General features: G+C 64.6%; 24 protein-coding genes. 3 read left to right on the top strand and 21 right to left on the bottom strand.

What is annotated here, in order from left to right; all coding sequences use genetic code 11:
• Positions 1 to 20 precede the first annotated feature (20 nt).
• The 11 genes from BraRD5C2_RS16290 to BraRD5C2_RS16340 all read right to left on the bottom strand — a co-directional run bounded on the left by BraRD5C2_RS16290 (position 21) and on the right by BraRD5C2_RS16340 (position 11,401).
• Positions 21 to 1,193 (bottom strand): thiolase family protein, encoded by a 1,173-nt coding sequence (locus BraRD5C2_RS16290; RefSeq protein ID WP_223969718.1) that lies wholly within the window; start codon positions 1,191 to 1,193, stop codon positions 21 to 23.
• Between the two features lie 227 nt (positions 1,194 to 1,420).
• On the bottom strand, positions 1,421 to 3,010 hold the full coding sequence (serA, locus tag BraRD5C2_RS16295; RefSeq protein ID WP_207835184.1) for a phosphoglycerate dehydrogenase: 1,590 nt from the start codon (positions 3,008 to 3,010) through the stop codon (positions 1,421 to 1,423).
• 124 nt (positions 3,011 to 3,134) lie between these two features.
• A complete protein-coding gene (locus BraRD5C2_RS16300; RefSeq protein ID WP_223969719.1) occupies positions 3,135 to 4,307 on the bottom strand; it encodes a phosphoserine transaminase in 1,173 nt (390 codons plus the stop codon).
• Positions 4,308 to 4,385: 78 nt separating this feature from the next.
• On the bottom strand, positions 4,386 to 4,598 hold the full coding sequence (locus tag BraRD5C2_RS16305) for a hypothetical protein (RefSeq protein ID WP_223969720.1): 213 nt from the start codon (positions 4,596 to 4,598) through the stop codon (positions 4,386 to 4,388).
• Between the two features lie 167 nt (positions 4,599 to 4,765).
• Positions 4,766 to 5,236 (bottom strand): GNAT family N-acetyltransferase, encoded by a 471-nt coding sequence (locus tag BraRD5C2_RS16310; RefSeq protein ID WP_223969721.1) that lies wholly within the window; start codon positions 5,234 to 5,236, stop codon positions 4,766 to 4,768.
• A gap of 18 nt (positions 5,237 to 5,254) precedes the next feature.
• Entirely contained in the window at positions 5,255 to 5,845 is a 591-nt protein-coding gene (locus BraRD5C2_RS16315) for a glutathione S-transferase family protein (protein ID WP_223969722.1), read from the bottom strand.
• 71 nt (positions 5,846 to 5,916) lie between these two features.
• Positions 5,917 to 6,768 (bottom strand): outer membrane protein, encoded by an 852-nt coding sequence (locus BraRD5C2_RS16320; protein ID WP_223969723.1) that lies wholly within the window; start codon positions 6,766 to 6,768, stop codon positions 5,917 to 5,919.
• A gap of 191 nt (positions 6,769 to 6,959) precedes the next feature.
• Positions 6,960 to 7,811 (bottom strand): outer membrane protein, encoded by an 852-nt coding sequence (locus BraRD5C2_RS16325; protein ID WP_223969724.1) that lies wholly within the window; start codon positions 7,809 to 7,811, stop codon positions 6,960 to 6,962.
• A gap of 301 nt (positions 7,812 to 8,112) precedes the next feature.
• The gene (locus BraRD5C2_RS16330; protein WP_223969725.1) at positions 8,113 to 9,372 is read right to left on the bottom strand and encodes an MFS transporter; all 1,260 of its coding nucleotides are present in this window, start codon (positions 9,370 to 9,372) and stop codon (positions 8,113 to 8,115) included.
• A 291-nt stretch (positions 9,373 to 9,663) separates the two neighbouring features.
• Positions 9,664 to 11,010, bottom strand: a complete 1,347-nt coding sequence (gene glmM / locus BraRD5C2_RS16335; protein ID WP_223969726.1) for a phosphoglucosamine mutase — start codon at positions 11,008 to 11,010, stop codon at positions 9,664 to 9,666.
• Between the two features lie 217 nt (positions 11,011 to 11,227).
• Entirely contained in the window at positions 11,228 to 11,401 is a 174-nt protein-coding gene (locus tag BraRD5C2_RS16340) for a hypothetical protein (protein ID WP_173640907.1), read from the bottom strand.
• A gap of 123 nt (positions 11,402 to 11,524) precedes the next feature.
• On the opposite strand from BraRD5C2_RS16340, the gene BraRD5C2_RS16345 reads away from it, so the two are divergent.
• A complete protein-coding gene (locus BraRD5C2_RS16345) occupies positions 11,525 to 12,661 on the top strand; it encodes an alpha-hydroxy acid oxidase (RefSeq protein ID WP_223969727.1) in 1,137 nt (378 codons plus the stop codon).
• A 169-nt stretch (positions 12,662 to 12,830) separates the two neighbouring features.
• On the opposite strand, the gene BraRD5C2_RS16350 is transcribed toward BraRD5C2_RS16345, so the two are convergent.
• The 7 genes from BraRD5C2_RS16350 to BraRD5C2_RS16380 all read right to left on the bottom strand — a co-directional run bounded on the left by BraRD5C2_RS16350 (position 12,831) and on the right by BraRD5C2_RS16380 (position 21,427).
• Positions 12,831 to 13,439, bottom strand: a complete 609-nt coding sequence (locus BraRD5C2_RS16350; RefSeq protein WP_223969728.1) for a single stranded DNA-binding domain-containing protein — start codon at positions 13,437 to 13,439, stop codon at positions 12,831 to 12,833.
• A 362-nt stretch (positions 13,440 to 13,801) separates the two neighbouring features.
• A complete protein-coding gene (locus BraRD5C2_RS16355; RefSeq protein WP_374708008.1) occupies positions 13,802 to 14,380 on the bottom strand; it encodes a hypothetical protein in 579 nt (192 codons plus the stop codon).
• Between the two features lie 115 nt (positions 14,381 to 14,495).
• The gene (locus BraRD5C2_RS16360) at positions 14,496 to 15,374 is read right to left on the bottom strand and encodes a shikimate dehydrogenase (RefSeq protein WP_223969730.1); all 879 of its coding nucleotides are present in this window, start codon (positions 15,372 to 15,374) and stop codon (positions 14,496 to 14,498) included.
• 31 nt (positions 15,375 to 15,405) lie between these two features.
• Positions 15,406 to 16,047 (bottom strand): YoaK family protein, encoded by a 642-nt coding sequence (locus tag BraRD5C2_RS16365; protein WP_223969731.1) that lies wholly within the window; start codon positions 16,045 to 16,047, stop codon positions 15,406 to 15,408.
• A 90-nt stretch (positions 16,048 to 16,137) separates the two neighbouring features.
• The gene (locus tag BraRD5C2_RS16370; protein WP_223969732.1) at positions 16,138 to 18,120 is read right to left on the bottom strand and encodes a WG repeat-containing protein; all 1,983 of its coding nucleotides are present in this window, start codon (positions 18,118 to 18,120) and stop codon (positions 16,138 to 16,140) included.
• 182 nt (positions 18,121 to 18,302) lie between these two features.
• Positions 18,303 to 20,351 carry an elongation factor G gene (locus BraRD5C2_RS16375; protein ID WP_223969733.1) on the bottom strand — a complete coding sequence of 683 codons (2,049 nt, stop codon included), beginning with the start codon at positions 20,349 to 20,351 and terminating at the stop codon, positions 18,303 to 18,305.
• A 170-nt stretch (positions 20,352 to 20,521) separates the two neighbouring features.
• The gene (locus tag BraRD5C2_RS16380) at positions 20,522 to 21,427 is read right to left on the bottom strand and encodes a LysR substrate-binding domain-containing protein (RefSeq protein WP_223969734.1); all 906 of its coding nucleotides are present in this window, start codon (positions 21,425 to 21,427) and stop codon (positions 20,522 to 20,524) included.
• A 124-nt stretch (positions 21,428 to 21,551) separates the two neighbouring features.
• On the opposite strand from BraRD5C2_RS16380, the gene BraRD5C2_RS16385 reads away from it, so the two are divergent.
• Entirely contained in the window at positions 21,552 to 22,484 is a 933-nt protein-coding gene (locus BraRD5C2_RS16385) for an alpha/beta fold hydrolase (RefSeq protein ID WP_223969735.1), read from the top strand.
• On the opposite strand, the gene BraRD5C2_RS16390 is transcribed toward BraRD5C2_RS16385, so the two are convergent.
• The 3 genes from BraRD5C2_RS16390 to BraRD5C2_RS16400 form a co-directional block, all read right to left on the bottom strand.
• Positions 22,481 to 22,963, bottom strand: coding sequence for a DUF992 domain-containing protein (locus tag BraRD5C2_RS16390; RefSeq protein WP_223969736.1), 483 nt, complete (start codon positions 22,961 to 22,963; stop codon positions 22,481 to 22,483). The two genes, BraRD5C2_RS16385 and BraRD5C2_RS16390, sit on opposite strands and share 4 nt — an antisense overlap.
• A 254-nt stretch (positions 22,964 to 23,217) precedes the next feature.
• A complete protein-coding gene (locus tag BraRD5C2_RS16395; protein ID WP_223969737.1) occupies positions 23,218 to 23,742 on the bottom strand; it encodes a DUF992 domain-containing protein in 525 nt (174 codons plus the stop codon).
• A gap of 256 nt (positions 23,743 to 23,998) precedes the next feature.
• A complete protein-coding gene (locus BraRD5C2_RS16400) occupies positions 23,999 to 25,201 on the bottom strand; it encodes a pyridoxal phosphate-dependent aminotransferase (protein ID WP_223969738.1) in 1,203 nt (400 codons plus the stop codon).
• Positions 25,202 to 25,844: 643 nt separating this feature from the next.
• Here BraRD5C2_RS16400 and BraRD5C2_RS16405 point away from each other — a divergent pair.
• Complete coding sequence (locus tag BraRD5C2_RS16405) at positions 25,845 to 26,498, top strand: glutathione S-transferase family protein (RefSeq protein ID WP_223969739.1); 654 nt, start codon at positions 25,845 to 25,847, stop codon at positions 26,496 to 26,498.
• Positions 26,499 to 26,513 lie beyond the last annotated feature (15 nt).

Here is a 26,513-nt window from a genome sequence, read left to right on the forward strand (position 1 = left end):
ACGATCAGGATCGGTCGCGCTCAGCTGTAGATCTCGAACAGGCCTGCGCCGCCCTGGCCACCGCCGATGCACATGGTCACGACGCCCCACTTGGCCTTGCGGCGGCGGCCTTCCTGCAGCAGGTGGCCGGTGAGCCGGGCACCGGTCATGCCGAAGGGATGGCCGATCGCGATCGAGCCGCCGTTGACGTTGTACTTCTCGGGATCGATGCCGAGCTGGTCGCGCGAATAGAGGCACTGGCTGGCGAAGGCCTCGTTGAGCTCCCAGAGATCGATGTCCTCGACCTTCAGGCCGTGGCGCTTCAAGAGCTTCGGCACGGCGAACACCGGACCGATGCCCATCTCGTCGGGCTCGCAGCCGGCCGAGGCCCAGGCGACGAAGCGGCCGAGCGGGTTGAGGCCGCGCTTCTCGGCGTCCTTGGCTTCCATCAGCACCACCGCAGCGGCGCCGTCGGACAGCTGGCTGGCATTGCCGGCGGTGACGAACTTGCCCGGGCCCTTGACCGGCTCGAGCTTGGCAAGGCCTTCCAGCGTGGTTTCGGGGCGATTGCACTCGTCGCGATCGACGACGTAGTCGACGATCGACTCGGCCTTGGTCGCCTTGTCGACCACCTTCATCTTGGTCTTCATCGGGACGATTTCGTCCTTGAACTTGTTGGCCTGCTGCGCGGCTGCCATGCGGCGCTGCGACTCCAGCGAATACTCGTCCTGGTATTCGCGGCTGAGCTTGTAGCGCTCGGCGACGATGTCGGCGGTATCGATCATCGCCATGAAGATGGCGGGCGCGGTCTTCAGCAGGTCGGGATCGATCGATTCCTTCGGCGAGCCGCCGCCCGGAATCGAGATGCTCTCGACGCCGCCGGCGACGATGCAATCGGAGCCGTCGGAACGGATCGAGTTCGCAGCCATCGCAATGGTCTGCAGGCCCGACGAGCAGAAGCGGTTCACCGAGACACCCGCGGTCGACTTCGGCAGGCCGGCGAGCAGCGCCGCCTGACGGCCGATGTTCGGCGCGCCATGCGCGCAATTGCCGAGATAGCAATCCTCGACATAGTCCTTGTAGACGCCGGCGCGCTCGACCGCGTGCTTGATGGCGTGCCCGGCCAATGACATCGGCGGGGTGATGTTGAATCCGCCACGGCCGGACTTCGCCAGGCCGGTGCGCGCGTAGGAAACGATTACGGCTTCACGCATTGTTTTCTCCCTCTGAGATCGCCGGATAGTGGCGCGTCTTGACGCCTTCGTACACATTTTTCATCGGGCGCAACAGCTATACCAGGCGCCCCGGAACGGCAAACGCCGCCTCCGGGACCGGAGGCGGCGTCATGTTCCGCAGATCGGAATTTGGATGTGCTTGAGCGGTATCTTCCCGCGTCATGCCGGCCCGTCCCGGGCGATGACGAGAGCCGCTCAAACAACGTTTAAAACGTCAGCGCCTTGGCCTGCTTCACCTGCGGCAGCGACTGCACCTTGGCGAGCAGATCCGCCGGCACCGCACCGTCGACCTCGACCAGCGCGATGGCGTCGCCGCCCTGCTTGACGCGGCCGAGATGGAAGGTCGCGATATTGATTTTCGCGTCACCCAAGAGGCTCGCGAACGCGCCGATGAAGCCCGGCTTGTCCTCGTTGGTCACGTAGATCATCGACTTGCCGAACTCGGCGTCGACGCGAATGCCCTTGATGTCGACGAGACGCGGCTTGCCGTCGGCATAGACTGTGCCGGACACCGAACGCTCCTGGCGCTCGGTGGTGACGGTGACGGTGATCAGGCTCTCATAGTCGCTCTGCGCGGCGCGAACGACCTCGTCCACCACCATGCCGCGCTCCTTGGCGACGACAGGCGCCGACACCACGTTGACCTCGCCCAGCATCGGCCGCAGCAGGCCGGACAGCACCGCCGAGGTGATCGCCTTGATCTTCATCTCGGCGACGTGGCCCTCGTAGGTGATCGTGGTCTTGAGGATGCCGCTCTCGGTGAGCTGGCCGGCGAACGAGCCGAGCTTCTCGGCGAGCTCGATGAACGGCTTCAGCTTCGGCGCCTCTTCCGCCGTGATCGAGGGGAAGTTGACCGCGTTGGAGATCGCGCCCGACAGCAGATAGTCCGACATCTGCTCCGCGACCTGCAGCGCGACGTTCTCCTGCGCCTCGGTGGTGGAGGCGCCGAGATGCGGGGTGCAGATCACGTTGGGGTGGCCGAACAGCACGTTCGAGGTCGCCGGCTCCTCGACGAACACGTCGAAGGCGGCGCCCGCGACATGCTTGGAATTCAGCGCATCGACCAGCGCCTGCTCGTCGACCAGGCCGCCGCGGGCGCAGTTGATGATGCGCACACCCTTCTTCATCTTGGCGATCGCGGCCGCGTCGATGACGTTGCGGGTCTTCTCGGTCAGCGGCGTGTGCAGCGTGATGAAATCGGCGCGCTTGAGCAAGTCGTCGAGCTCGACTTTCTCGACGCCGATGTCCTTGGCGCGTTCCGGCGACAGGAACGGATCGAACGCGATCACCTTCATGCGCAGGCCGAGCGCGCGGTCAGCGACGATCGAGCCGATATTGCCGCAACCGATCACCCCGAGTGTCTTGGCGGTGATCTCGACACCCATGAAGCGGTTCTTCTCCCACTTGCCGGCCTGGGTCGAGGCGTCGGCCTGCGGGATCTCGCGCGCCAGCGCCAGCATCAGAGTGATGGCGTGCTCGGCGGTCGTGATCGAATTGCCGAACGGCGTGTTCATCACGATGATGCCCTTGGCGGTCGCCGCCGGAATCTCGACATTGTCGACGCCGATGCCGGCGCGGCCGATCACCTTGAGCTTGGTCGCCTTCTCGATGATCTTGGCGGTCGCCTTGGTGGCCGAGCGGATCGCAAGGCCATCATAGTTGCCGATGATCTCGGCGAGCTTGTCCTTGTCCTTGCCGAGATTGGGCTGAAAGTCGACCTCGACGCCGCGATCCTTGAAGATCTGCACGGCAGCGGGAGACAGCGCGTCGGAAATCAGAACTTTGGGTTTTGTCATCGGAATGATCCGTTGCTGAACGATGCGTTTGAATACACGAGGGCCGCGGGCGCGAAGCATGCGCGGCCACTTTGCACGATGGATGGCCGGGTCGAGCCCGGCCATGACAAGATCGATGACTTGCTTATGCTGCCTTGGGCAGCGCTGCCTTGGTTTCGGCGAAGGCCCAGTCGATCCACTGCGTCAGCAGTTCGACGTCCTTGGCCTCGACGGTGGCGCCGCACCAGATCCGCAGGCCCGCCGGCGCATCGCGGTAATACGCGAAGTCGAAACCGGCGTTCTCCTTCTCCACCAGCGCGACCAGCTTCTTGCAGAAGTCAGCCTGGACATCGGCGGGAAGCGAGGTGATCGCGGGATCGGTGAACTTCAGGCACACCGAGGTGTTGGAGCGGATCGCGGGATCCTTGGCCAGGAAGTCGATCCAGGGCGTCCGCGCCTTCCAGTCGGCGAGCGCCTTGGTGTTGGCGTCGGCGCGCCCGATCAGCGCCTTCAGGCCGCCGATCGACTTCGCCCAGTTCAGCGCATCGAGATAGTCCTCGACGCAAAGCATCGAAGGCGTGTTGATGGTCTCGCCTTCGAAGATGCCCTGGTTGAGCTTGCCGCCCTTGGTGAGGCGGAAGATCTTCGGCAGCGGCCAGGCCGGCTTGTAGGTCTCGAGCCGTTCCACGGCGCGTGGGCTGAGGATCAGCATGCCGTGCGCCGCTTCGCCGCCGAGCGCCTTCTGCCAGGAGAAGGTGACGACATCGAGCTTGGCGAAATCGAGCGGCTGCGCGAAGGCAGCCGAGGTCGCGTCGCAAATCGTGAGGCCTTCACGGGTTGCGCTGATCCAGTCGGCGTTCGGCACGCGCACGCCGGAGGTGGTGCCGTTCCAGGTGAAGACGACGTCGGACGCAGGGTCGACCTTGGCGAGATCGGGAATTTCACCGTAAGCCGCATTCAGCTTGGTGACGTCCTTCAGCTTCAATTCCTTGACGATGTCGCTGACCCAGCCCTCGCCGAAGGATTCCCAGGCGAGCGTGGTGACGGGCCGCGCACCGAGCAACGACCACAGCGCCATCTCGACCGCGCCGGTGTCCGACGCCGGCACGATGCCGATCTTGTAGTCCGCAGGCACCTCAAGCACTTCGCGCGTCAATTCGATCGCGAGCTTGAGCTTGGCCTTGCCGACCTTCGCACGATGCGAGCGGCCGAGGGCGGCGTCCTTGAGATTGTTGGGGTTCCAGCCGGGGCGCTTGGCGCAGGGGCCGGAGGAGAAATGCGGCACGTTGGGCCGCGAAGCGGGCTTCGCTGCAGTCATAATCTACCCTTCCAGATAGCTGCCTCTCGGTGGGGAGAGGTTTCCCGCCGTCGGAAATAGTGGAAGGGCCCCAAAACGTCAAGGAAGTTCGGACTTTTCCGGGGCAATCGGGGGATCACGGCTGATTGATGGGGCGTCCTCGACCTGCTGCATCGTCTCCTGATCGAGCAAATCTGCCGCGAGAGTCATGATCTTAACTGCCCTGCGCCGGCTCGATACTTTCAAAATGCTCTTATCGCCGGCCTGCACGATGTACTCGTTGCCGACCCGCACGATCGAATAATCCGACATTCCAATCCCCAGTCGCCGCCGCCCCGTGGGAGACGCCCGACATACCGGACTCGTTCCGCCCCGTAAATTCACGGAGACCGGCTTAGTTTATTGGCTGTTAACCGGATAGCGCAGCAGCGGCTACCGCAGGCATTGTCCTGTATGCGGCACAACTTCTTGCGTGCACGTCAAAAGCGGAGCGTCATGCCCACATGGCTGCGCGCGAATCCGAGCCGCTCATAGAAGCGCTGCGCATCGACGCGCGTGTGATGCGTCAGCAACTCGACGAGCATGCAACCTTGCGCACGCGCCTCCGCGACCGCCCACTCCACGAGCTGCTCGCCGATACCGCGGCTGCGGCAGTGTGTTGCGACACGGACGTCCTCGAGCAGGCCGCGCGAAGAGCCCTGCGAGCTGATGCCTGGCAGAACCGCAAGCTGCAGGCATCCGACAACGGCGCCCTCCCCATCGACGGCGACGACGAGTTGCAGGTTCGGATCACGCTCGACCCGCGCAAAGGCATCGTAATAGCTTTGCGGCAGCGGATCCGCGATCCGCTCGCGCGCACTGCCGAGCGGATCGTCCGCCAGCATGCCGACGATGGCCGCGACATCCTCGCGGCGGGCGCGGCGGATCGCGATCGATGAAGCTTCACGCATGGCGGCATTCACTCAATGTCAGCGCACAGCCGGCAGGCCGAGCACATGTTCGGCGTCGGCGATCCAGCGGCGGATCATGGGATAGCGTTCCAGCGCGAGTCCGCCGTCCTCCGCAACGCGCGTATAGGCGAGCAGCGAGACGTCGGCGAGCGAGAACGCATCGCCGACCAGGAATTTCGTACCGGCAAGATGCCGCTCCAGCTGATCGAGCGCCCCATAGCCGCGCTTGATGAGGTGCGGATCGATCTCCGACACCGCCTTGCCGAGATACACGGTCTGAAAGCGGCAGACGGCGACATAGGGCTCGTGGCTGTTCTGCTCCCAGAACATCCAGGCATCCATCTGCGCCGCGCGATAGGGGTCGCCGGGGATCAGATCGCTGCCGCGCGCGAGGTAGCGGATGATGGCGTTGGATTGCGCGAGCGTGCGGCCGTCATCCAGTTCGACCGTCGGCACCTGGCCCCAACCGTTCAGCTTGAGGAATTCCGCGGTGCGGCTGCCGCCCTTCATGGTGTCGATCTCGACCCATGTGTACGGCAGCGCCAACTTGTCGCACACCCATTTCACCTTCAGGCAATTGCCTGAATTGGCGTCGCCGTGGATTTTCATCTGAGGTCGCTCCGCTTGCGGAGCAACATCCGATCAGCCGCACATTGCAGTGTCAAGCGAGGCGGCGTGCGTCAGAACTTGTAGCCGATGGCGGCGCGCACGCTGTTCTGCGTGACCGACGTGTTCTTGACCGGTGCGAACTTGACGTATTCCCACTCGCCGCGCACGAAGACACAGTTCCACAACATGTATTCCAGGCCGAGACCAGCGGTCCAGCCGGCAACGTAGGCGTCCGTCTTCGCATCTGTCGCGGTTTGCGAAAACTGCGGCAGTGCAAAGGTGGTCGAACTTCCATCAGCAAAGTTGATCGTTCGGTTCACGGAGCTGGTGACTGTGCGCGAAACATCCATTCGGCCGACTGCGAGGCCGCCGAAGGCGTAAGGCAGGAAGTCACCGGTCGCCCAACCCGCGCGGCCGCGGAATGTCATCTCGTCCTTGAGTTTAAGCGACGCGCTTCCATTCAACGTCACGCCGTCGGCGGCAGTGGCGCCGACTGGCAGGACCAGGGTCGGCTGAGCGACTTGAATCGGACCCAGACTTCCGGAGGTCGTTGTCGTCAGTCCGGACCAATAGGTATAGTTTGCTTCGACACCGACCACGACGTCGTCAAACTGATAGTTGCGTCCGACGAATGCGCCGAAGCCCGAGCTTTGCGCATTGACCCGACCCAGCAGATTGAATTGGGACGTCGGCGCCTGCAGCGTCGTGTTGCGGAAGATGGAATTGGTCAGGGAAGCAACGCTGCCCCCGAAGTCGGTGTTGATCCATGTCTGGCTGACCTGGCCGCCGGCATACCAGCCGTCCCAGTTTCTGGTCGGCGCGCTGGAAGCGGGAAGACTGCCGCGAAGGAAATCAGGCATGTCGGCCGCCTGCGCGCCGGTCACCGCCCCGAACATCATCGCCACCAGCAAGAACCTACGCATTGCAACGCTCCATCCCACTCACCGAATGCGCGTTGATCATCGCCTGTTAACCTTAACCAATCGTTGTCGCCGGCGGCTTTCGACCACTCAAGTTGCAGAAGGTGGCGACATGACACGCAAAGAAAAACGGCGCGGGATGATCCCGCGCCGCTTCAATCGTTAACCGTGAAGGCTCGAAATTAACCCTCAGATCAGCCCTTGCGGATCAGCGGGGGCGGCGGCGGCGGCGGCAGCACGTCGCAGCACGGCAAGGCGAAGCGCACGCCGAGCTTCACATCCTGCGAGGTCATGTCGCGGTACTGGAAGCTCGAGGGACCGGTCGGCGTGCCGTCGAAGAAGTGACCCTGGCCGTGGCCGGCCGTGCCCATGTCGAGGTAGCGATAGGCCAGTTCAACCGTGAAGTTGTTGGTGACCCTGTAGGCGACACCGGCATGCAGCGCCCAGGCGAAGTTGGTCTTGGTGGCGCCGTCGGCGACGAAGGAACTGGTCACGCCGGACCCGGTCGGGAACGTCGCGACGTCGGAGAAGGCCGAGGTCTTGATCACCGCAGCACCGACACCGGCACCGATGAACGGGGTCAAGCAACCCCAGGTGCCGAGATCGGCGTAGATGTTCGCGAGGCCGACCCAGCTCTGGACGCCGCCGTGGTAGGTGTCACCCAGCGAACTCGGCCCGGGGAACGTGAAGAAGTCGGTGCCGTTGAAGCTCACCTTGGAGCGATACTCACCGGTGATGTCGGCGCGGAACCAGCTGTTGAATTGATAGCCGACGCCGACGCCGAACAGCATGCCGCTGTCGAAGCCGGTGCCGAACTGGTTGAACGTGGTGCCGGCCGGCAGCGTGTCGTAGGCATTGGCGTGCAGCTTGGCCTGGGTGTTGGTCATGCCGATGTCGCCGCGCAGATACCAGCCGCCGAAATCCTGGACCGGCGGAGGAGCATACGCCATCGGGGGCGGCGGCATGATCGGCATGTCGGCAGCGAACGCCGCCGAGGACAACAGGGATGCCGCTCCGGCGGCGATCAGGGTCTTTACGCTACGCATTGGCTTCGTCCTTTTGGCCCAAGTGAGGCGACACGAAAGGCCCCACGTCTGAAACTCACGGGCGGACGATGGCAGCAAATGTTTAAGCGGCACTTAACCCTAATTTTTAAGGTTGATTTTCTCTCACCTTTTGCTGCGGCTGTTGCTTATGGGGCCATAAAGGCGCGCGTGCAGCGGCGAAAGATGGCGATCTCGCCACAGGTGCTAATGAAGCGTTGGCGCACGCGCGCGGTTTGCAGCGCACGCAAGCGCTGAGCGTTAGCGAATGCTTAATGAAGGGCGGCGCCCTCGCCGCGGACGTTCAGCGAACGGCCTTCGGCATCTTCGGCAGGAACACCGCGAGCAGGCCGATCGCCGGCAGGAATGAGCACAGCTGATAGACGAAGGCGATGCCGGTGTGGTCCGCAAGCTTGCCAAGCACCGCGGCGCCGAGACCGCCGATGCCGAAGGCGACGCCGAAGAACACGCCGGAGATCATGCCGAAGCGATGCGGCATCAACTCTTGCGCAAATACGATGATCGCCGACGTCGCCGACGAAATGATCAGGCCAATCACGACCGTCAGCACGGCGCTTGTGAACAGTCCGGCATAAGGCAACGCCAGCGTGAACGGCAGCGCGCCGAGGATCGAGAACCAGATCACGTATTTGCGGCCGAAGCGGTCGCCGAGCGGTCCGCCGATGAACGCGCCCGCGGCGTTCGCCGCCAGGAAGATGAACAGATAGAGTTGCGCCGCCTGCGTCGAGACGCCGAACCGGTCGATCAGATAGAAGATGTAATAGCTCGACAGGCTCGAGACATAGAGCTGCTTGGAGAACAGCAGCGCAACCAGCACGATGAGCGCGGTCATCACGCGCCGCCGATCCGGATGGTCGGGATGCCGCTCGATGGTGACCGCCTTCTTGCCTGCGATCTGCGGCTTGTACCAAACGCCGATGCGCCAGAGGATCACGATGGCGAGGAACGCGATCGAGGAGAACCAGGCGATCGAGGGCTGGCCGAACGGCACCACGATCAGCGCGGCGAGCACCGGCCCCATCGAGGTGCCGAAACTTCCGCCGAGCTGGAACACCGATTGCGCGAAACCGTAACGCCCGCCCGAAGCCAACCGCGCGATGCGCGAGGATTCCGGGTGGAACACCGCGGAGCCGAGACCGACCAGCGACGCCGCGATCAGGATCATTCCATAGGAGTGCGCGACGCTGAGCAACAGCAGCCCGAAGAAGGTGAAGCCCATGCCGGTCGCAAGCGAGAACGGCTGCGCTTTCTTGTCGGTGAAATGCCCGACCAGCGGCTGCAGCAGCGAGGCGGTGAACTGGAACGCCAGCGTGATCATGCCGATCTGCGCGAAGTCGAGCGCGTAATTGTCCTTCAGGATCGGATAGACCGAGGCGATCAGCGACTGCATCGTGTCGTTGAGGAAGTGCGAGAAGCTGATGCCGGCAAGCACGACATAGGCCGGCCCCGCAGCGGCGGCCGCCTTCGCGGCCTGCGCGGCAGTCAACTCCGGCACCGGCACCGGTTCGCCCAGTGCCTGCTCGCTTACGACGGGCTTGTTCAATGCAGCATTCCCGGCAGGATTCGCAAAACTACCTCCGTGTCGTACGACGCGGAGGTGAAACGGACCAGTTGCGCTGGACGATGGCAGCGATGCGCTATGTGGCCGACGCGCGAACTCTCTCGCCGTCATCCTGAGGAGCGGCCTCTTGGGCCGCGTCTCGAAGGATGAATCGGCCACCAGCCGGGCCGTGCACCCTTCGAGACGCGCGCAAGAGCGCGCTCCTCCAGCGACAAAGGCGAAGCCTTTGCGCGAGAGGATGACGGATCACTGGCTGATGCAGCCGGAAGGGCCTTACGCCGCCGCGGCGTGGCCGAGTGCGCTGACGATGTTGTCGACGACCTCTTCTACCAGGATGCGATCGTCGCCCTCGCCCATCACGCGGATCACCGGCTCGGTGCCGGAGGGGCGGATCAGCAAACGGCCATGGCCGTTGAGGCGCTTCTCGCCGTCGGTGATCGCGGACTTGACCTCGGCGTCGTCGAGCGGCTTGCCGCTGCGATAGCGCACGTTCTTCAGGATCTGCGGCAAAGGATCGAAACGCCGGCAGATCTCCGACACCGGGCGGCGCAGCTTCTGCACCACGGCCAGCACCTGCAACGCAGCGACGAAGCCGTCGCCGGTGGTCGAATAGTCCGACATGATGATATGGCCCGACGGCTCGCCGCCGAGATTGTAGCCGCCGCTGAGCATCTGCTCGAGCACGTAGCGGTCACCGACCGGGGTACGGACCATCGAAAGCCCGAGGCCCTGCAGGAAGCGCTCCAGTCCGAGATTGGACATTACGGTCGTGACGATGCCGGGCTTGGCGAGGCGCCCCTCTTCCTTCCAGCTCTGCGCGATCACCGCGAGCAGCTGGTCGCCGTCGACGATATGGCCGCGCTCGTCGACCAGGATGACGCGATCGGCGTCGCCATCGAGCGCGATGCCGATGTCGGCGCGCATCTCGCGCACCTTCCGCGACAGCGCTTCCGGCGAGGTCGAGCCGCATTCCTTGTTGATGTTGAAGCCGTCGGGTTCGACCCCGATCGGCACCACGTCGGCGCCGAGCTCCCACAGTGCTTCCGGCACCACCTTGTAGGCGGCGCCATTGGCACAATCGACCACGACGCGCAGGCCGTCGAGCGAGAGGTCGCGCGGCAGGGTGCGCTTGGCGAATTCGATGTAGCGGTCGTGGACGCCGTCGATGCGGCGGGCGCGGCCGAGGCTCGCGCTCTGCGCCAGGCGGCGGTCGAGCGATTCGTCGAGCAGCTGCTCGATCTGCTTCTCGACATCGTCGGAGAGCTTGAAGCCCTGCGGGCCGAACAGCTTGATGCCGTTGTCCTCGAAAAGATTATGCGACGCCGAGATCATGACGCCGAGATCGGCGCGCATCGACTTGGTCAGCATCGCGATCGCCGGCGTCGGCATCGGGCCGACCAGCAGCACGTCCATGCCGACCGAGGTAAAGCCTGCGACCATGGCGTATTCGATCATGTAGCCGGACAGCCGCGTGTCCTTGCCGATCACGACGCGATGGCGATGGTCACCACGCTGAAACACCAACCCTGCGGCCTGCCCCACCTTGAGCGCGAGCTCCGGCGTGATCAGCCCATTGGCGCGGCCCCGAATTCCATCGGTCCCGAAATATTTGCGGCTCATGATACCCCCAACACGGACCTCTCGAACCACCCGGCGAGAGAGTCCTGAACGCCTACCAGTGTAGCGTGCATCGGCCTTATAGACTGCCAGGCGCTAAAATGACTTCAAAAAATATGATGAATCATTACCGCGGCCGAACCGCGTTTTTCGGCATTAACGCGCTGAAAAATATAACATTATCGCCCTTCAGGCAATCCCCGGGAACGAGCGCTGTCCCCTACCTCTTGCCGCCTCGTTTGACGTGCTGGTCGCCCTTGCTGGGGGCCGGCTGGGTGACATTGACCGGGTCGGAACCGGGAAACGTCTCCTCCAGGCCCTCTTCCAGGGCCTCGTCGAGCCGGCGCTTTTCGGCATTGTCGTCTGGCTTCGGCTTGGAGCCTGATTGCGTCATCGTGCTCTCCTGTCCGTCTTCAGATTTGGCGGGCCTTCCAACCATGCTAGATGACGGCAAGACCGAACACCCGCAAGACGTCTGCATCGAACTTGCGACCGAGAAGAAGGGCCGGGAACGTCCATGAAGCACATTACCTGCATTGAAGACCTGCGCCAGCTGCACAAGCGCAGGGTGCCGAAGGCGTTTTTCGATTATGCGGACCGCGGCTCCTACACCGAGGATACGCTGCGCGCCAACTCCGAAGACCTGCAGCAGATCAAGTTCCGCCAGCGCATCCTGGTCGATGTGTCCAAGCGCAGCCTGGCGACCACGATCCTGGGTGAACCCTCGGCGATGCCGCTGATCCTGGCGCCGGTCGGCCTGCTCGGCATGCAGCATGGCGACGGCGAGATCCACGCCTGCCGCGCGGCCCAGGCGGCCGGCATCCCGTTCACCCAGAGCACGATGTCGATCTGCTCGATCGAGGACATCGCGGCCGCCGTCGAACAGCCGTTCTGGTTCCAGCTCTACGTCATGAAGGACCGCGGCTTCATCAAGTCGCTGATCGAGCGCGCGATCGCGGCGAAATGCTCGGCACTGGTGCTGACCGTCGATCTGCAGGTGATCGGCCAGCGCCACCAGGACATCAAGAACGGCATGACGGTGCCGCCGGAATGGTCGCTGTCGAAACTGATCGACTTCGCGACCAAGCCCGCCTGGGTGTCGGGCGTGCTGCAAGGCAAGCGCCGCACCTTCGGCAACATCGCAGGCCACGTCAAAGGCATGGACGACATCGTCAAGCTCTCGGAATGGACCGCATCGCAGTTCGACACCACGTTGAACTGGAAGGACATCGACTGGATCCGCAGCATCTGGCCGGGCAAGCTGATCCTTAAAGGGATTCTTGATGTCGAGGACGCCGAGCTCGCCGCCAAGACCGGCGCGCAGGCAATCGTGGTGTCCAACCATGGCGGCCGCCAGCTCGACGGCGCTCCGTCCTCGATCGAGGTGCTGCCGGAGATCGTCGACGAGGTCGGCTCGAAGCTCGAGATCATGTTCGACGGCGGCATCCGCACCGGCATGGACGTCATGCGCGCGCTCGCGCTTGGCGCGAAGTCCTGCATGATCGGCCGCGCCTATGCCTACGGCCTCGGCGCCGGCGGCGAGGCCGGCGTCGCCAAGGCGCTCGACATCTTGGGCAAGGAGCTCACCACCACGATGGGGCTGTGCGGCGTCAACACCATCGCCGAGATCGACGACAAGGTGCTGGCCGTTTAGGGCGCAGCCACGTACTCCCTCGTCGTCCCGGGCAAGCGAAGCGCGACCTATCGTAGCCCGTCATTCCGGGATGGTCCGAAGGACCAGACCCGGAATCTCGAGATCCCCCGATGCGCAATTGCGCATCTGAGGTTCGATGCTTCGCATCGCCCCGGGATGACGCTTCGCGTCACATCGGCGGCGCGATGCCGTCGCGGCCGACATTGACGCGGTTGGCTTCCAGCGTGCCGTCGTCTTTCTTCACCGCGCCGAAGATGATGATCTTGGCGCCCGGCTTCAGCTCCGACTTGTCGCCGGAGACGAAGGTGACGACCGGGGTATCCGGCGGCACCACGACCTTCTTCTCACCGTCCTTGTACTTCACCAGGATGTTCTGGCCGTCGGTGCCCTTCACCGTCTCGGCGACGGTGGCGTTGGTCATGGTCGAGTTGGCGCGCAGATCCCAGGGACGGAAGCCCTCGGCGGCGCCGCGCTGGTTTTCCGGGAAGATGTGAACCGCGATCGCCTTCTGGGTTCCGTCCGGCTCGGGCATCGCGGTGACGCCGATATAGGAACCGGCCTTGATCTCAGACAGATCGGTCTTGGCGACGCCGAACACCGCGACGTTGTCGGTGGTGCGCACCTTCATGTCGGCGCCGTCGCGCGACTTGATCGACAGCATCGCGCCGTCGACGGCCTCGATGGTGCCGCGGATGCGGACCATCGGCGGCTGCTGGGCGGATGCGGCCGAAGTGAAGGCAACGAGAAGCAATGCGGCGAACAGCGTCGATTTCGGCATGGTGTTCCTCATGGGTTTGGCTGGCGAATCAGGGAACACCGGGGAGTTGCAGGTATTCCGTGCGGCTACCTCCCCTTCGCGGGAAAGTGGCGCGCACGACAACTACGGGCCGGATGAGGATGCCGTTACTGCGGTAACGGACAGGTGATATGCTTGAGCGCTCCACGGCCCGCGGCCCGAATAGTCTTCGTCGTCCCGGGCAAGCGAAGCGCGACCCGGGACCCATAACCACGACCCTGCGAGATTCGGCACGCTGTGGCCCCGGCTCTTCTCAACAATTATGAACGGTGGTTATGGGTCCCGGCTCCCGTGCGCAATTGCGCACTAGGCCGGGACGACACATTGAGAGGCTGCCGTTCGCCTCACATCGGCGGCGTGAGCCCGTCGCGGCCGACGCTGACACGGTCGGTCTCAAACGAGCCGTCGGGCAGCTTCTTCATGAAGGCGATGACCTTGGCGCCGGTCTTGAGGTCCGCCTTGTCGCCGGGAACGTAGGTCACGACAGGCGTGTCGGGCGTGACCTGCACCTTCTTCTCGCCGTCCTTGTACTTGACCAGCAACGTATGACCGTCGTTGCCGACGACGGATTCCGCGACGGTGGCGTTGGTCATGCTGCTGTTCGGCTTCAGATCATACGGCCGCGAACCCTCGCCGGTGCCGCGCATGTTTTCCGGGAAGACATGCACCTCGACCGCCTTCGGCACGCCATCGGGGCCCGGCACCGTGGTCGTACCGATGAAGGAACCGACTTTGATGTCGGCCAGGCCGATCTTGGTGAGACCGAGCACCACCATATTGCCCGCCATATGCAGCTTGACGTCCTCGCCGCTGCGCGACTTCACCGCCAGCGTATCGCCGTCGACGCCTTCGACGGTTCCACGCACCCGCGTCGGCGTCGGCGGCTGTTGCGCAAGCGCGTAGAGCGTGGATGCCGTCACCATCGCGAGCGCAATGAACGGACGAATGAAATGGGAACGGCTGGCAGGCATGGGGATCTCCGGGAGGGAACGCGGGGGACTAACACGAGACACCGTTCCGGAGACGCTATTCCAGGCCTCAAGTCTTTGTGAGATCGGCCTCGACAAGCGCACGCAATTCCGCCGTGACCTTCGGGCGCTGTCCGAACCACAATTCGAAACCGCGCACCGCCTGATGCAGCAGCATGCCGAGGCCGTCGGCGGTCTTCAGGCCACGCGCCTCGGCTGCGGCGAGCAGCGGCGTCACCAGCGGCACATAGACAATATCGGAAACAACCGCATTTTGCGGCAGCAACCGCACATCGACCTCGAGCGCGGGCTGGCCATGCTGGCCGAGCGACGTGGCGTTCACCAGCAGCCCTGCGCGCGGCAGTAGCTCGCCGACCGTGTCCCACGTCGCGGGATGAACGCGTGCGCCGAACTGGTCGGCCAGCGCACGGGCTCGATCGATGGTGCGGTTGACCACATGCACGCGCGCAATCCCGCGCTCGATCAGGCCGAACACCACCGCGCGCGCCGCGCCGCCGGCCCCTAACACCAGCGCATCTTCGGTCTTGTCCCAGCCGGGTTCGCAGGCGTCGAGATTGTTGATGAAGCCTTCGACATCGGTGTTGGTCGAACGCAACTCGCCATCGGCAAACCACAAGGTGTTGGCGGCGCCGACGGCGCGGGCGCGCGCATCCGGCGTCGACAGCGCCAGCGCTTGCTCCTTGTGCGGAATGGTGACGTTGGCCCCGACGAAGCCGCGCAGCGACAGGCGGAACAGGAAATCCTTGAAATCCTCCGGCGGCACCGCCTCGATCACGTAGCCGCCCTCGATGCCGAGCGTGCGCAGCCAGTAATGATGGATCAGTGGCGAGCGGGAATGCGCCGCCGGCCAGCCGATCAGGCAGGCGGCGCGGGTTTTGCCTTGAGCGCTGCCTTGGGTGTTACCGTGAGTGTCGCCTTGGGATGTCATGGCTGTGACATTGGCCAAGGCAGGCGCGCTGTCAATCCGTCCGCTTCGCGGTTGCGGCAACCAGCGCGCTAAGGGCGAACGCGGTGGCCGCGGCAAACCAGATCGCACCGAGATTGATCCAGCGGTAGGCCAATGCGCCGCCGAGAGCGCCCGCAACCAGCGCCGCCCACAGCAATACGTTGGGCAGCCAGGCCCAAGGCGCACCACCGGTCAGCGCGGCGGCGATCAGCTGCCCCGCCTTGACCAGCGCGCCCGTGACATAGGTCAGCCCAAGCCCGGCCCCGCCTTCCAGCTGGAACACGGCGTTCTCGAGCCCCATCGCCAGCACGATGGCGGCGACCGCCGCATTCGGCAGGCCATACCCATAGGCCAAGGCCGCCGATGTCAGCAGCAGTGCCTCGACCAGCAGGATCAGCGGCTGGCGATGCGCGATGCGGCTGAGCACGACCAGGCTGCCGGCCGCAGCACCGGCGACGAACAGCACGATCAGCTCCAGCGCTTCCAGGGCATGCTGCCAGTGCCCCTCCGCCAAGGTCACGCCGAGCCGCGTCGAGTTGCCGCTCATGAAGGAGACGAACAGCCCGCCGAGATGCAGATAGCCGATGCCGTCGACATAGCCGGCCAGCGCGCTGAGCGCACAGGCCAGCGCCAGGTTACGGCGGGATTCAAGCATGATGTCGTTGCGCCCCCATCAGGGACACAAGCTAGCTGGCGGCGGTCATCCTGCCAACGATCACGCCCGCGCGGCGCGCGATTGCAGGAGTCAGCGCTCGACTTTGCACTCGAAGCGGTTGTCGCGCCCCAAGGGGTTGGCGTCGAGGCATGCGATGCCCGGGACCAAGTGAGCATGCCGGTCGATCGCACACCATTTGCCGTCGCGCTTCGCCCACGCCACGCCGCGTTGGCGCGGCGTGAAATAGACCGGCTCGTCGAACTGCGGCTCGACCACCACCTTCCCGGCAGTGTCGACGAGCCCCCATTTGCCGTCCCTGAGAAAGGTCAGGAGACCGAAATCGACGTTGACCCCCACACGTTCGGCGCCAATGTCGATCCACGTCTCCCCGGTCCGCGACAGGATGGCGCGCTTGCCCGCGGCTTCCGACATGATCACGGGACTGATACTGACGTCGCACAGAACGCCCGGACGCGGCGGGATGACCCAGGATTGGTCCGAAAGCCGGAGCACACCGGTCGTTCCGGACAGGGTCACAAAGGCGGTATCGTTTTCGCGACGCAGCGCGGCCGCGTCGAATTTCGGCTCGATCAGCCATGATCCGTCCGAGCGCATGAAGCCGCGCTTGCCATCGATCGACGCGACAAAGAGATCGGTGCCAGTCGAGAGGTAATCGTATTTGGGTTCCAGCACCCAATGTCCGTCCGGACCAAGGCGCCCCCAATTGCCATCGAGCTTGGCATTCTTGACGCCCGATCCGGCCGAGACAATCGCCTCGAATTGCACAGGCGTCACAGGGTTCGAGCCGGCATCGACCAGACCGAATTTGTCTCCGATCTTCAGAACGAACGGCGAAGTGCCGCCATAACACGACGCGTCGATAAGCCGGCCGCCCGGCGGCTGCAGCGGGCTGCCGTCCGCCTTGAAGTGGAGCCATTCCTTGTTCTTGTATGCGTCGAGCCGGCCATCGGCGCATTGCCCGATCGGCTGATCGTATTCGGCATCGAGAACCACGTGGCCGTTGAGGTCCAGAAGTCCCCAACGATCCGCCATCTTGAAGTGCCAGCCGAACACGGCGCCGGGGCGATCAGACTTCAGACCGGCAAAGGCAAACTGAAGCTGTTGGTAGTTGGTCTGGAATATCCAGGCGCCTGATTTGTCGATCACGCCGACGATGCCGTCGCGCTCGGCCGATGTGCGATCGAAGCCCGCGATGAACCACCCAGCTTTGTCGAAAACCGGCTCGATGACGAAGTTTCCCTGCCGGTCGATAAAGCCGACCTTGCCGTTGACCGTCACGCGTGCGAGCCCGTTATTCAGCGCACTCACCTGCTGGAATTTCGGCTCGACAAGCCAGCTTCCGTCGACACGCATGAGCCCCCAAAGCTCGTCCTTTTGCACCCAGCGGAGTGCAGGGTTGTTGTCGAACCCGGGAATCGGTGGCTTGCGCGACTCGATCAATCGCCCCCGGATGTCGACGACGTCGGCCGACATCGGTATCGCTTCGAAGATAATGTCGGCCTGTCCGCCGAAACCGATCCTGCTATTGGAAAAATCGTCCCCGCCGGTCATTCCGCCCAGCCTCCGGGTTTCCGACACGGCAAATCGATCCGGACCTATCGCGCGTATGAATCCGTATTTCGGCTCGATCACCATCTTGCCGTCCAGGTCGATCAGGCCGGACTTTCCGTCCACGTCGACTTGGGCGAAGCCGAATTTGTAATCGTCAACGATGCGGTATTGCGGCTTGACGATCTCGTTGCCGTCCTCGTCGACGAAACCGTAGAGACCGCGAAGGCGGACCGCGGCCCGTTGATCCGAGAACGTCCCAACCCAGTCGTTGCGCGGGAGTACCGCGACCGTACCATCGCGGTGCACCGCGCCACACAGGCCGCCGGGAAACGCGCACATTGGCAGGGGGCCAGACGAAGGAGGATCGTAGGGGGAGGGCTTATGCGCGATCAAATCCCGCAAGACGGCTTTGCCGGCCGGCGTCAATTCGACCGGCCTGTCTTGCGCGAGCGCGCCATGCATCAGCAGCACGCCCGCCAACGCGGCAACCTTCGACCACACGCGCACGGTCCTGCCCTCACGGTCCAAACCGGGATCGACGAGTAGGCGCACTCCATGGCGGGATAGTGTCGGTCATTCTACAATGTGTAATTGCACATCGTTGCAGGCCGATAGCGGCAGAAGCCAACGTAGCCGCGAATCCCGGGCGCGAGTTTCGCGCGCCCGGGATGACTGCTACAGTCTCACGCCGCGTCGCGATGCGCGGCGATGATCTGGTCGGCGGCGCGGCCGGTCACTTCGGCCATGCGGTCGAACTGGCGGGTGAAGGTGCCAGCGCCGGCGGTGGCGGAGCGCAGCTCGACGATGAGGTCGCCGATCTCGGATTCCGGCATCGTGGCGCGGACGCAGTCCCAGCCGCTCCAGCCCTCGCGGGTATCGAAGCCGAGGATCTGGCCGCGCCGCGCCGACAGGATCGCGTTGACCTTGGCGGTCGCCTCGGTCGGGCAGACGATCTCCACCATATGGATCGGCTCCAGCAGCACCGGCTGGCACTGCGGCAGCGCCTCGCTGACGCCGGCCCGCGCCGCGGTACGGAACGCCAGGTCGGAGGAGTCGACGCTGTGATAGGAGCCGTCGGTCAGCGTAACGTCGACATCGATCACGGGAAAGCCGAGTGGCCCGCGGACCAGCGCGTCGACCACGCCCTCCTCCACCGCACCGATATAGTTACGCGGCACTGCGCCGCCGACCACCTTCTCGTGGAATTCGAAGCCAGATCCGCGCGGCTTCGGCTTGATGTCGAGCACGACGTCGCCGAACTGACCGTGGCCGCCGGACTGCTTCTTGTGCCGTCCGCGCTGGGTGACCGCCTTGCGGATGGTCTCCTGATAGCCGATCGCCGGCGGATGCGATTTGACGTTGACGCCGTAGCGGTCCTTCAGCCGCTCCTGCGCGACGCGCAGATGCATCTCGCCCTGCCCCCACAGCACGGTGTCGTGGGTGCGCGGGTTCTGGATCATCGTCAGCGACGGATCCTCCTCGTTCAGCCGCAGCAGCGCCTGGCCGAGCTTGACGTCGTCCTTGCGGTCGGTCGCGGCGATCGAGATCGACAGCACCGCCGCGACGGGCTCGACCTTGACCAGCGAGGCCGGAGCCGTCTTGCCGCTCGACACCGTATCGCCGGTCTTGATCGCATCGAGCTTGCCGAGCGCGACCGCGTCGCCGGCCTCCGCCTGCGGCCGCTTGCTGTCATGCGTGCCCGAGACCGCGAGGATGCCGGAGACGCGTCCGCTCTCGCCGCTTGAGGATTGCAGCGTCGCGCCGTCGTCGAGCCGGCCTGCAAGCATGCGCGCCAGCGACAGCTTGCCGCCGTGCTGCAGATGCACGGTCTTGAACACATAGGCCAGCGCATCCTTCTGGTCCTTGATGTCGAGCCGCGCGGCAGTCTCAGTGACGCCGGGCGCCTCGTGGCGCAGCGCCTTCAAAAGGCGGAGCACGCCGTTCTCGCGGCTCGCCGCACCCAGCAGCACCGGACAGATCAGCCCATCGCGCAGTTCGCGCGCGAGATCGTCGAACACCGCATCGCGCGGCGGCTGGATATCCTCCAGCAACTGCTCCATCAGCGCATCGTCGTGATCGGCGAGCTTCTCCAGCATCGAGAAGCGCGCTTCCTTCTCGCGATCGAGATTGCCGCCCTCGAGCGCCATCACCTCCGACGGCTTGTGCTCGCGATAGACGAAGGCGCGCTCCAGCGCGAGATCGACGAAGCCTTCGATCAGATCGCCATTCCAGATCGGGATCTGGCGCAGCACCAGCGGTACGCGCGACGCCGGCTGCAGCGTCGCAAGCGTCTCGCGGACGCGCTTGTTGGCGCGGTCGATCTTGTTCAGGAACAGGAAACGGGGAATCCCGAGCTCCTCGAGCTCGCGCAGGATGATCTGCAACTGCGGCAGCTTCTTCTCGTCAGCCTCGCAGACCACGACCGCGGCATCGACCGCCGGCAACGCGGCACGCATGTCGTGCGCGAACTCGATCGAGCCGGGGCAATCGATAAAGGTGTAGCTGTCCCCCATAAAGGTGGTGGTCGCGGCGGTCAGGCCTACGCCCATCTTGTGTTGACGTGCCTCGGGGCTGGCATCGCCGACGGAGGTTCCGGCATCGACGCTGCCGGCTGTCTTGATGGCGCCAGTGCGCGCCAGGATCGCTTCCAGAAGTGTGGTTTTACCGCTTTGGAAAGGGCCCACCAATGCGATGCACCGTGGACCTCGGGGACTTCTGACGTCTTGTCCCATTGCCGCCTCCTCGTGTTGGAGCTCGGCCCATGATTGGGTCGGCGACCGTTTATGCTCTGCCTGCGTTTGACATTTGGCAAGCGGGAAAACGTCGCTGCGGTGCGGCGTCGCGGGAGTTTGCGATGGCGGAGTTGCGCGCCGTGGTTCGCCGGGCGCGTGCGTCCGATGCGTCAGTTCCTTAGCGGCGTGATGTCGCGCCAGCGCTGCACGATGTCGAGCAGGCGCTGCACGGCAGGCGACACATCTTCCTCGCGCCACGCAATCGTGAGCGGAGCCGTCACAACAGGCGCGGCAAGCGAAACGTACGCCACGCCGCGACCGGTCTGCGCGCGCGCCGCGGCTTCAGGCACGAGCGACACGCCGACACCGGCGGCGACCAGGCCGATCGCGGTTTGCAGATGCAAAACTTCCTGCGCGAGCCGCGGCGTGAAGCCGGCGGCCTGGCATGCCGCGACGATCAGGCCGGTGACCGAAGGCTCCGGCTGCGCCGGATACAGCACGAAAGCATCGTCGGACAGTTCGGCGAGCGCAATGTCGCCGCGCGCCGCGAGGGGATGCGCGCGCGGCAGCGCCGCGACATAGGGCTCATCGAGGATCAGGCGCTGCGCGAGACCCGCTTCGGGCAACAGCGCCGGGCGTGCGAAGCCGACGTCGATCCGGCGCCGCCGCAGCGCCTCGGCAATCTCCGCCGCCAGCATCTCGTCGAGCACGAGTTCGACGTCGGGACAGGCATCGCGATAGGCGCCGATGATATCGGGCAGGCCGGCAAACATGGCGGAGCCGACGAATCCGATCGCGAGCCTGCCGGCCTGGCCGCGCCCGACACGCCGCGTGTCGGCAACCGCGCTCTCGAAATTTGCGAGCAGCACGCGTGCGCGCGCCAGAAACAGCTCGCCGGCCTCGGTAAGCCTGATCGGACGGCTATTCCGCTGCAGCAGCGTGACGCCGAGCTCGTCCTCGAGCTGACGGATCTGCTGGCTGAGCGGCGGCTGCGCGATGTGCAGCCGCTCGGCCGCACGGGTGAAATTCAATTCCTCGCCGAGCGCCACGAAATATCTGAGGTGTCGCAATTCCATGCCGGCGATATAGCACGGCGGCCGGCGCTTGCAGCCATACGCGATAGCTCTGCTAGCGTATCGAACGAGTATTGGACCGGACGCGCGAACGCGGACAGCCTGCGGCAAACCACAGGAGGTCGCCATGACGGCACTGGAAAAAGCCTTCGCGGATGCAGCCGCGGCCGGCATCACGCAGCAGAAGATCGAGATCGGCGGCCTGTCCGTCAACGTCGCGCGCTTCGGCAAAGGCCCGCCGCTGCTGCTGCTTCACGGCTGGCCGGAGTTCTGGCTGGTGTGGCGTCCGCTGATGCTGCGGCTCGGCGACAGTTTCGAGCTGATCGCGCCGGACCTACGCGGCTGCGGCGACACCGGCAAGCCGGCGCCGGGACCTGACCCGTCCGCCACTGCGGATCGGCATGCGCTGGATATGTTCGCGCTCATGGACGCGCTCGGTCATATCAGCTTCGGCGTGATCGGCGGCGATCTCGGCGCCTATGTCATGCAGGCGATGTCGCATCGTCAGCCGCGGCGGCTGCGAGGGACGCTCTATCTCTGCACACCCTATCCGGGCCTCGGCCAGCGCTACGGCGAGCCCGGCCACCTGATCGAGGTCTGGTATCAATACTTCCAGCAGCTGCCATGGGCCGCGCAACTGGTCGGAAGCTCGCGCGAGTCATGCCGGCTCTACTTCCGCCATTTCCTCGACCATTGGTCGGGCGACGATCCCGCCGTGTTCGGCGACCTGTTAGAGGCCTATGTCGACAACTTCATGAAGCCGGGCAACATCCAGGGCGGCTTCGACTGGTATCTCTCGTCCGCGCCCAATCGCCGGCTCTGGCTGGAAGGCAGACTGCCGACGCAGCCGCGCATCGAAATCCCCTCGCGCTTTCTCTGGGGCCGCCGTGATCCGTTGATCGCGCCGGAATGGTCGGACCGGCTGGGGGATTACTGGCGCGAACCTTCGATCAGGTTCGTCGACACCGGGCATTATGTTCACGCCGAGGCGCCCCGGATCGTTGCCGAAGAAGCCCGCGGCTTCTTCGGCGGATTGCGGAACGCTGCGCGCGAAAATTAACGCCCCGGACGCAGCTCCAGGCTCTCAAGGCCGGCGGCGATGTTGACGCCGACCTGGCCCTGCACGCTGAGCGGCTGCAAGGCGATCGTGTTGTCGGAGCCACCGACCAGCACGTTGCCGCCGACGCCGACGCCGAGCGTCGCACTGCCCTGCGCGCCGGCGTAGTTGCCGGAGAGCGCACCCGGTCCGAGCCGCTCCACCGGTGCGTAGACGCCCCAGGCCAGCGCCGATTCCTGGGTGATGCCGAGATCGATGCCGACCTTCTGGATGGTCGCGATGTAGCGATCCTCAGGCTGGCCATTGGCGCGCAGCACGCAACCGAGATGGGTCACGGAGCCGACGATGAAGCCGACACTCGCGCCACCGCGACATTCCAGGACGCCGACCTGAACGCGCTGGCTCGGCTGTTGGGCGTTGGCGCCAACGATTGCGGTCAGCGTGGCGATGGCGGCACCGGCAAGGAGAGTGAAGCGACGCATGGTGGAGAGTCTCCGGCTGAAGGGCATGACGCGAGCAGAGAACAGAACGGCGCCGTGTCTACGGCGCCTTGCGCATCCTATGCCACAACATCGGATGTACAGCCAGAATTTGCGGTGCTCGACCACCAATTGTTACGGGATGTGGCGGTGTTGCTAGGTCCTTCGGGCCTGCCGATCCTGGTCGGGCGACCGACAGCAGACGACAAAAAAAGAGGCCCGCTTTCGCGGGCCTCTTTGATCGAACACCGACCAGCTTAGTGGTGGTGATGATGACGGTGGTGACGATGATGACGGCGCGGACCCGCGGTGCGGACCGGCTCGAGATCGATCCCGGCGATGCCGGCCGCAACGTTGAGGCCGGTCTGGCCCTGAACGCTAATCGGCTGCAGCGCGTAGGCGTTGTTCGGGCCGCCGAACAGGAAGTTACCGCCGGCACCGAGGCCGACCGAAGCGTTGACGCCGACGCCGCCGTAGCTGCCGGCGAGCGCACCGCGCGGAACTACCGTGGTCGGCGCGCTGACGGCCCAAGCGAGCTGGGTCGTCGCGGTGACGCCGAGGTCGACGCCGATCCGCTTCACGGTCGCAACATAAGGCTCGGGACGGCGGCCGCCGCTCTGGAACACGCACTCGAGGCGGGCAACAGAGCCGACGACGAAGCCGACGTTCTCGCCGCCCTGGCATTGCAGAACCCCGGCCTGAACCTGCTGGGGTGCCGCGTTGGCGGTGGCGAACGGCGCCAGCAACGCAAGCGCTGCAAGGGTGAGAGTCGAAAGTCGCATTATCTGTCTCCGCAAGGTGAACTGAACTGAATTTGTGCGGCGGACAGAATGCAAGGGTCGTGTCCAAAACAAGGCAGTTCGCAAAGAGGCCGTAGAAACTTCCAGCGTGTGGCATCGATGTTCGCACACACACGCGTGAGATGCGCGTGATGTGATTTGACTCACCAATTTTACCGCCCCGCGATCTCAGCACACAAACAGAAACGCTCCCGCACCAGGTGCGGGAGCGTTTCTTGGTTTCTTAGTTCAGAACCAATTACCGCAGATTACCGCAGAAGCGCTGGATGCGCTTGCACGCATCCTCGAGATCCGAGGTCTTGGTCGCGTAGGAGATGCGGAACGCCGGTCCGAGACCGAACGCCGACCCCTGCACGACCGCGACGCCTTCGCTCTCGAGCAGCTCGGTGACGAACGCTTCGTCGTTGTCGATCACCTTGCCCGACGGCGCCTTCTTGCCGATCGTGCCGGCGCAGGACGGATAGACGTAGAACGCGCCTTCCGGCCGCGGGCATTCGATGCCGTTCGCCTGGTTGAGCATCGACACCACGAGGTCGCGGCGTTCCTTGAACACCTTGTTGTTCGCGGCGATGAAGTCCTGCGGACCGTTGAGCGCCTCGACCGAGGCCCACTGCGCGATCGACGACGGGTTCGAGGTCGACTGCGACTGGATCGTCGCCATCGCCTTGATCAGCTGCGCCGGGCCACCAGCATAGCCGATGCGCCAGCCGGTCATGCAGTAGGCCTTCGACACGCCGTTCACGGTCAGCGTGCGCTCGTAGAGGCTCGGCTCGACCTGCGCCGCGGTGGTGAAGACGAAGTCGTCATAGACGAGATGCTCGTACATGTCGTCGGTCATCACCCAGACATGCGGATGCTTGACCAGCACGTCGGTGATCGCCTTGAGCTCGCTCCCGGTATAGGCCGAGCCGGTCGGGTTCGACGGCGAGCACAGGATCACCCACTTGGTCTTCGGCGTGATCGCCTTCTCGAGATCTTCCGGGCGCAGCTTGAAGCCGCTCGACGCCGGGCAGATTACCGGCACCGACTCGCCGCCGGCGAGCGCAACCATCTCGGGATAGCTGACCCAATACGGCGCCGGGATGATCACCTCGTCGCCCGGATTGATGGTCGCCATCAGTGCATTGTAGAGCACCTGCTTGCCGCCGGTGCCGACGATGATCTGGTTCGGCTTGTAGGTCAGACCGTTCTCGCGCGAGAACTTGTTGATGATGGCTTCCTTGAGCTCCGGAATGCCGCCGACATCGGTGTACTTGGTCTTGCCGGCCTCGATCGCGTGGATCGCAGCCAGCTTGATGTTGGCGGGCGTGTCGAAGTCAGGCTCGCCGGCGCCGAGGCCGATGACGTTGCGGCCCGCGGCTTTCAGCGCGCGTGCTTTGTCCGTGACCGCGATCGTCGCGGACGGCTTCACACGGTCGAGCGCAGCGGACAGGAAGGCCATTATCATCTCCTGGCAAACGTCGTGAGCCGTTGGGCCACGACTTGATTTGAATGGGATCGCGGCACCCTAGGCCTGTCGCCGCTGCATCGCAAGAAGCTTGGCGGCAAAGCACGAAAACTTTCCGGCATGGCTCGCAACATGCGCAATTTTCCGCAAGTTCCGGCCCCAAATGACTCATATCCGGCAAGCGCCGCTGTGGCCGCTCCAGCCTTGCCGGCGAGGCCTGCGGTCGCGTGCGCCAGCGCGAATTGCTCCGAGTACAATTGCCGCGCGGCGCATGCCTGATGGTGCCGTCGGCGGGCGGTCCGTTGCAGCCACCGGTGGGCATATCGCGCGATCGGGATGGCGCGTTAACGTTTGTAAATTGCCGCGGGCCGGCCACGGTATCGACCTCGACATCGATGGCACCGACCGACACCATGCACAGCGTCGCGCAGCCGTGATCCGAGTTGTTCTGCCGTGTTGATGGAATCGTTCTGCACGCGTGCAGTGCGGTAGACGTTTCGACTTTTCCACGTTCCAGGGCTTGCGACGCACCCCTGTCGGCATCATTGTTTAGCGGCGTTGCGGTGTGACAGGCCGCGCAACTTCCAAGCGTACCGTCTCTTGCAGCCGACTTCCTGATCGAGTGAACCACGACGCAATGTACAAGCTCTATTCGATGCAGCGCTCCGGCAACAGCTACAAGGTCCGGCTGGCGCTTGCGGTGCTGAACACGCCATACGAGGCGATCGAGATCGACATCCTGCGCGGCGAGAGCCGCACCCCGGACTTCCTGGCCAAGAATCCGAGCGGCCAGGTGCCGTTGCTCGAGGTCGCCGACGGCCGCCATCTCGCCGAGTCCAACGCCATCCTCTGGTATGTCGCGATCGGCACGCCGCTGGCGCCGGAGTCGCGGATCGAGCGCGCCGAGGCGCTGCAATGGATGTTCTTCGAGCAGCACGCGCTGGAGCCGAATATCGGCGCCGCCTATTTCTGGCTGTCGCTGGTCAAGGGCGGGCGCGACCTGCAGACGCACGCGCTGGAGGACTGGATGGAGCGCGGCTACGCGGCGCTGCAGGTGATGGAAAATCACCTCAAGGGCCACGCCTTTTTCGCGGCCGAACAATTCACGGTCGCCGACATTGCTCTCTACGGCTACACCCACGTCGCCGACCGCTGCGACTTCGACCTGGCGACCTTCCCGTCGATCCGCGCCTGGCTGAAACGGGTCGAGCAGACCCCCGGATTTGTCTCGATGGATTGGCAGCCTGGTGCCGGGGCCGAGCCCCAGGCCCGCCTTGTGGCAGGCGTTTGAACAACGGGGCCTGAA

This window comes from Bradyrhizobium sp. RD5-C2, from assembly GCF_019972155.1.
Classification (GTDB): Bacteria; Pseudomonadota; Alphaproteobacteria; order Rhizobiales; family Xanthobacteraceae; genus Bradyrhizobium.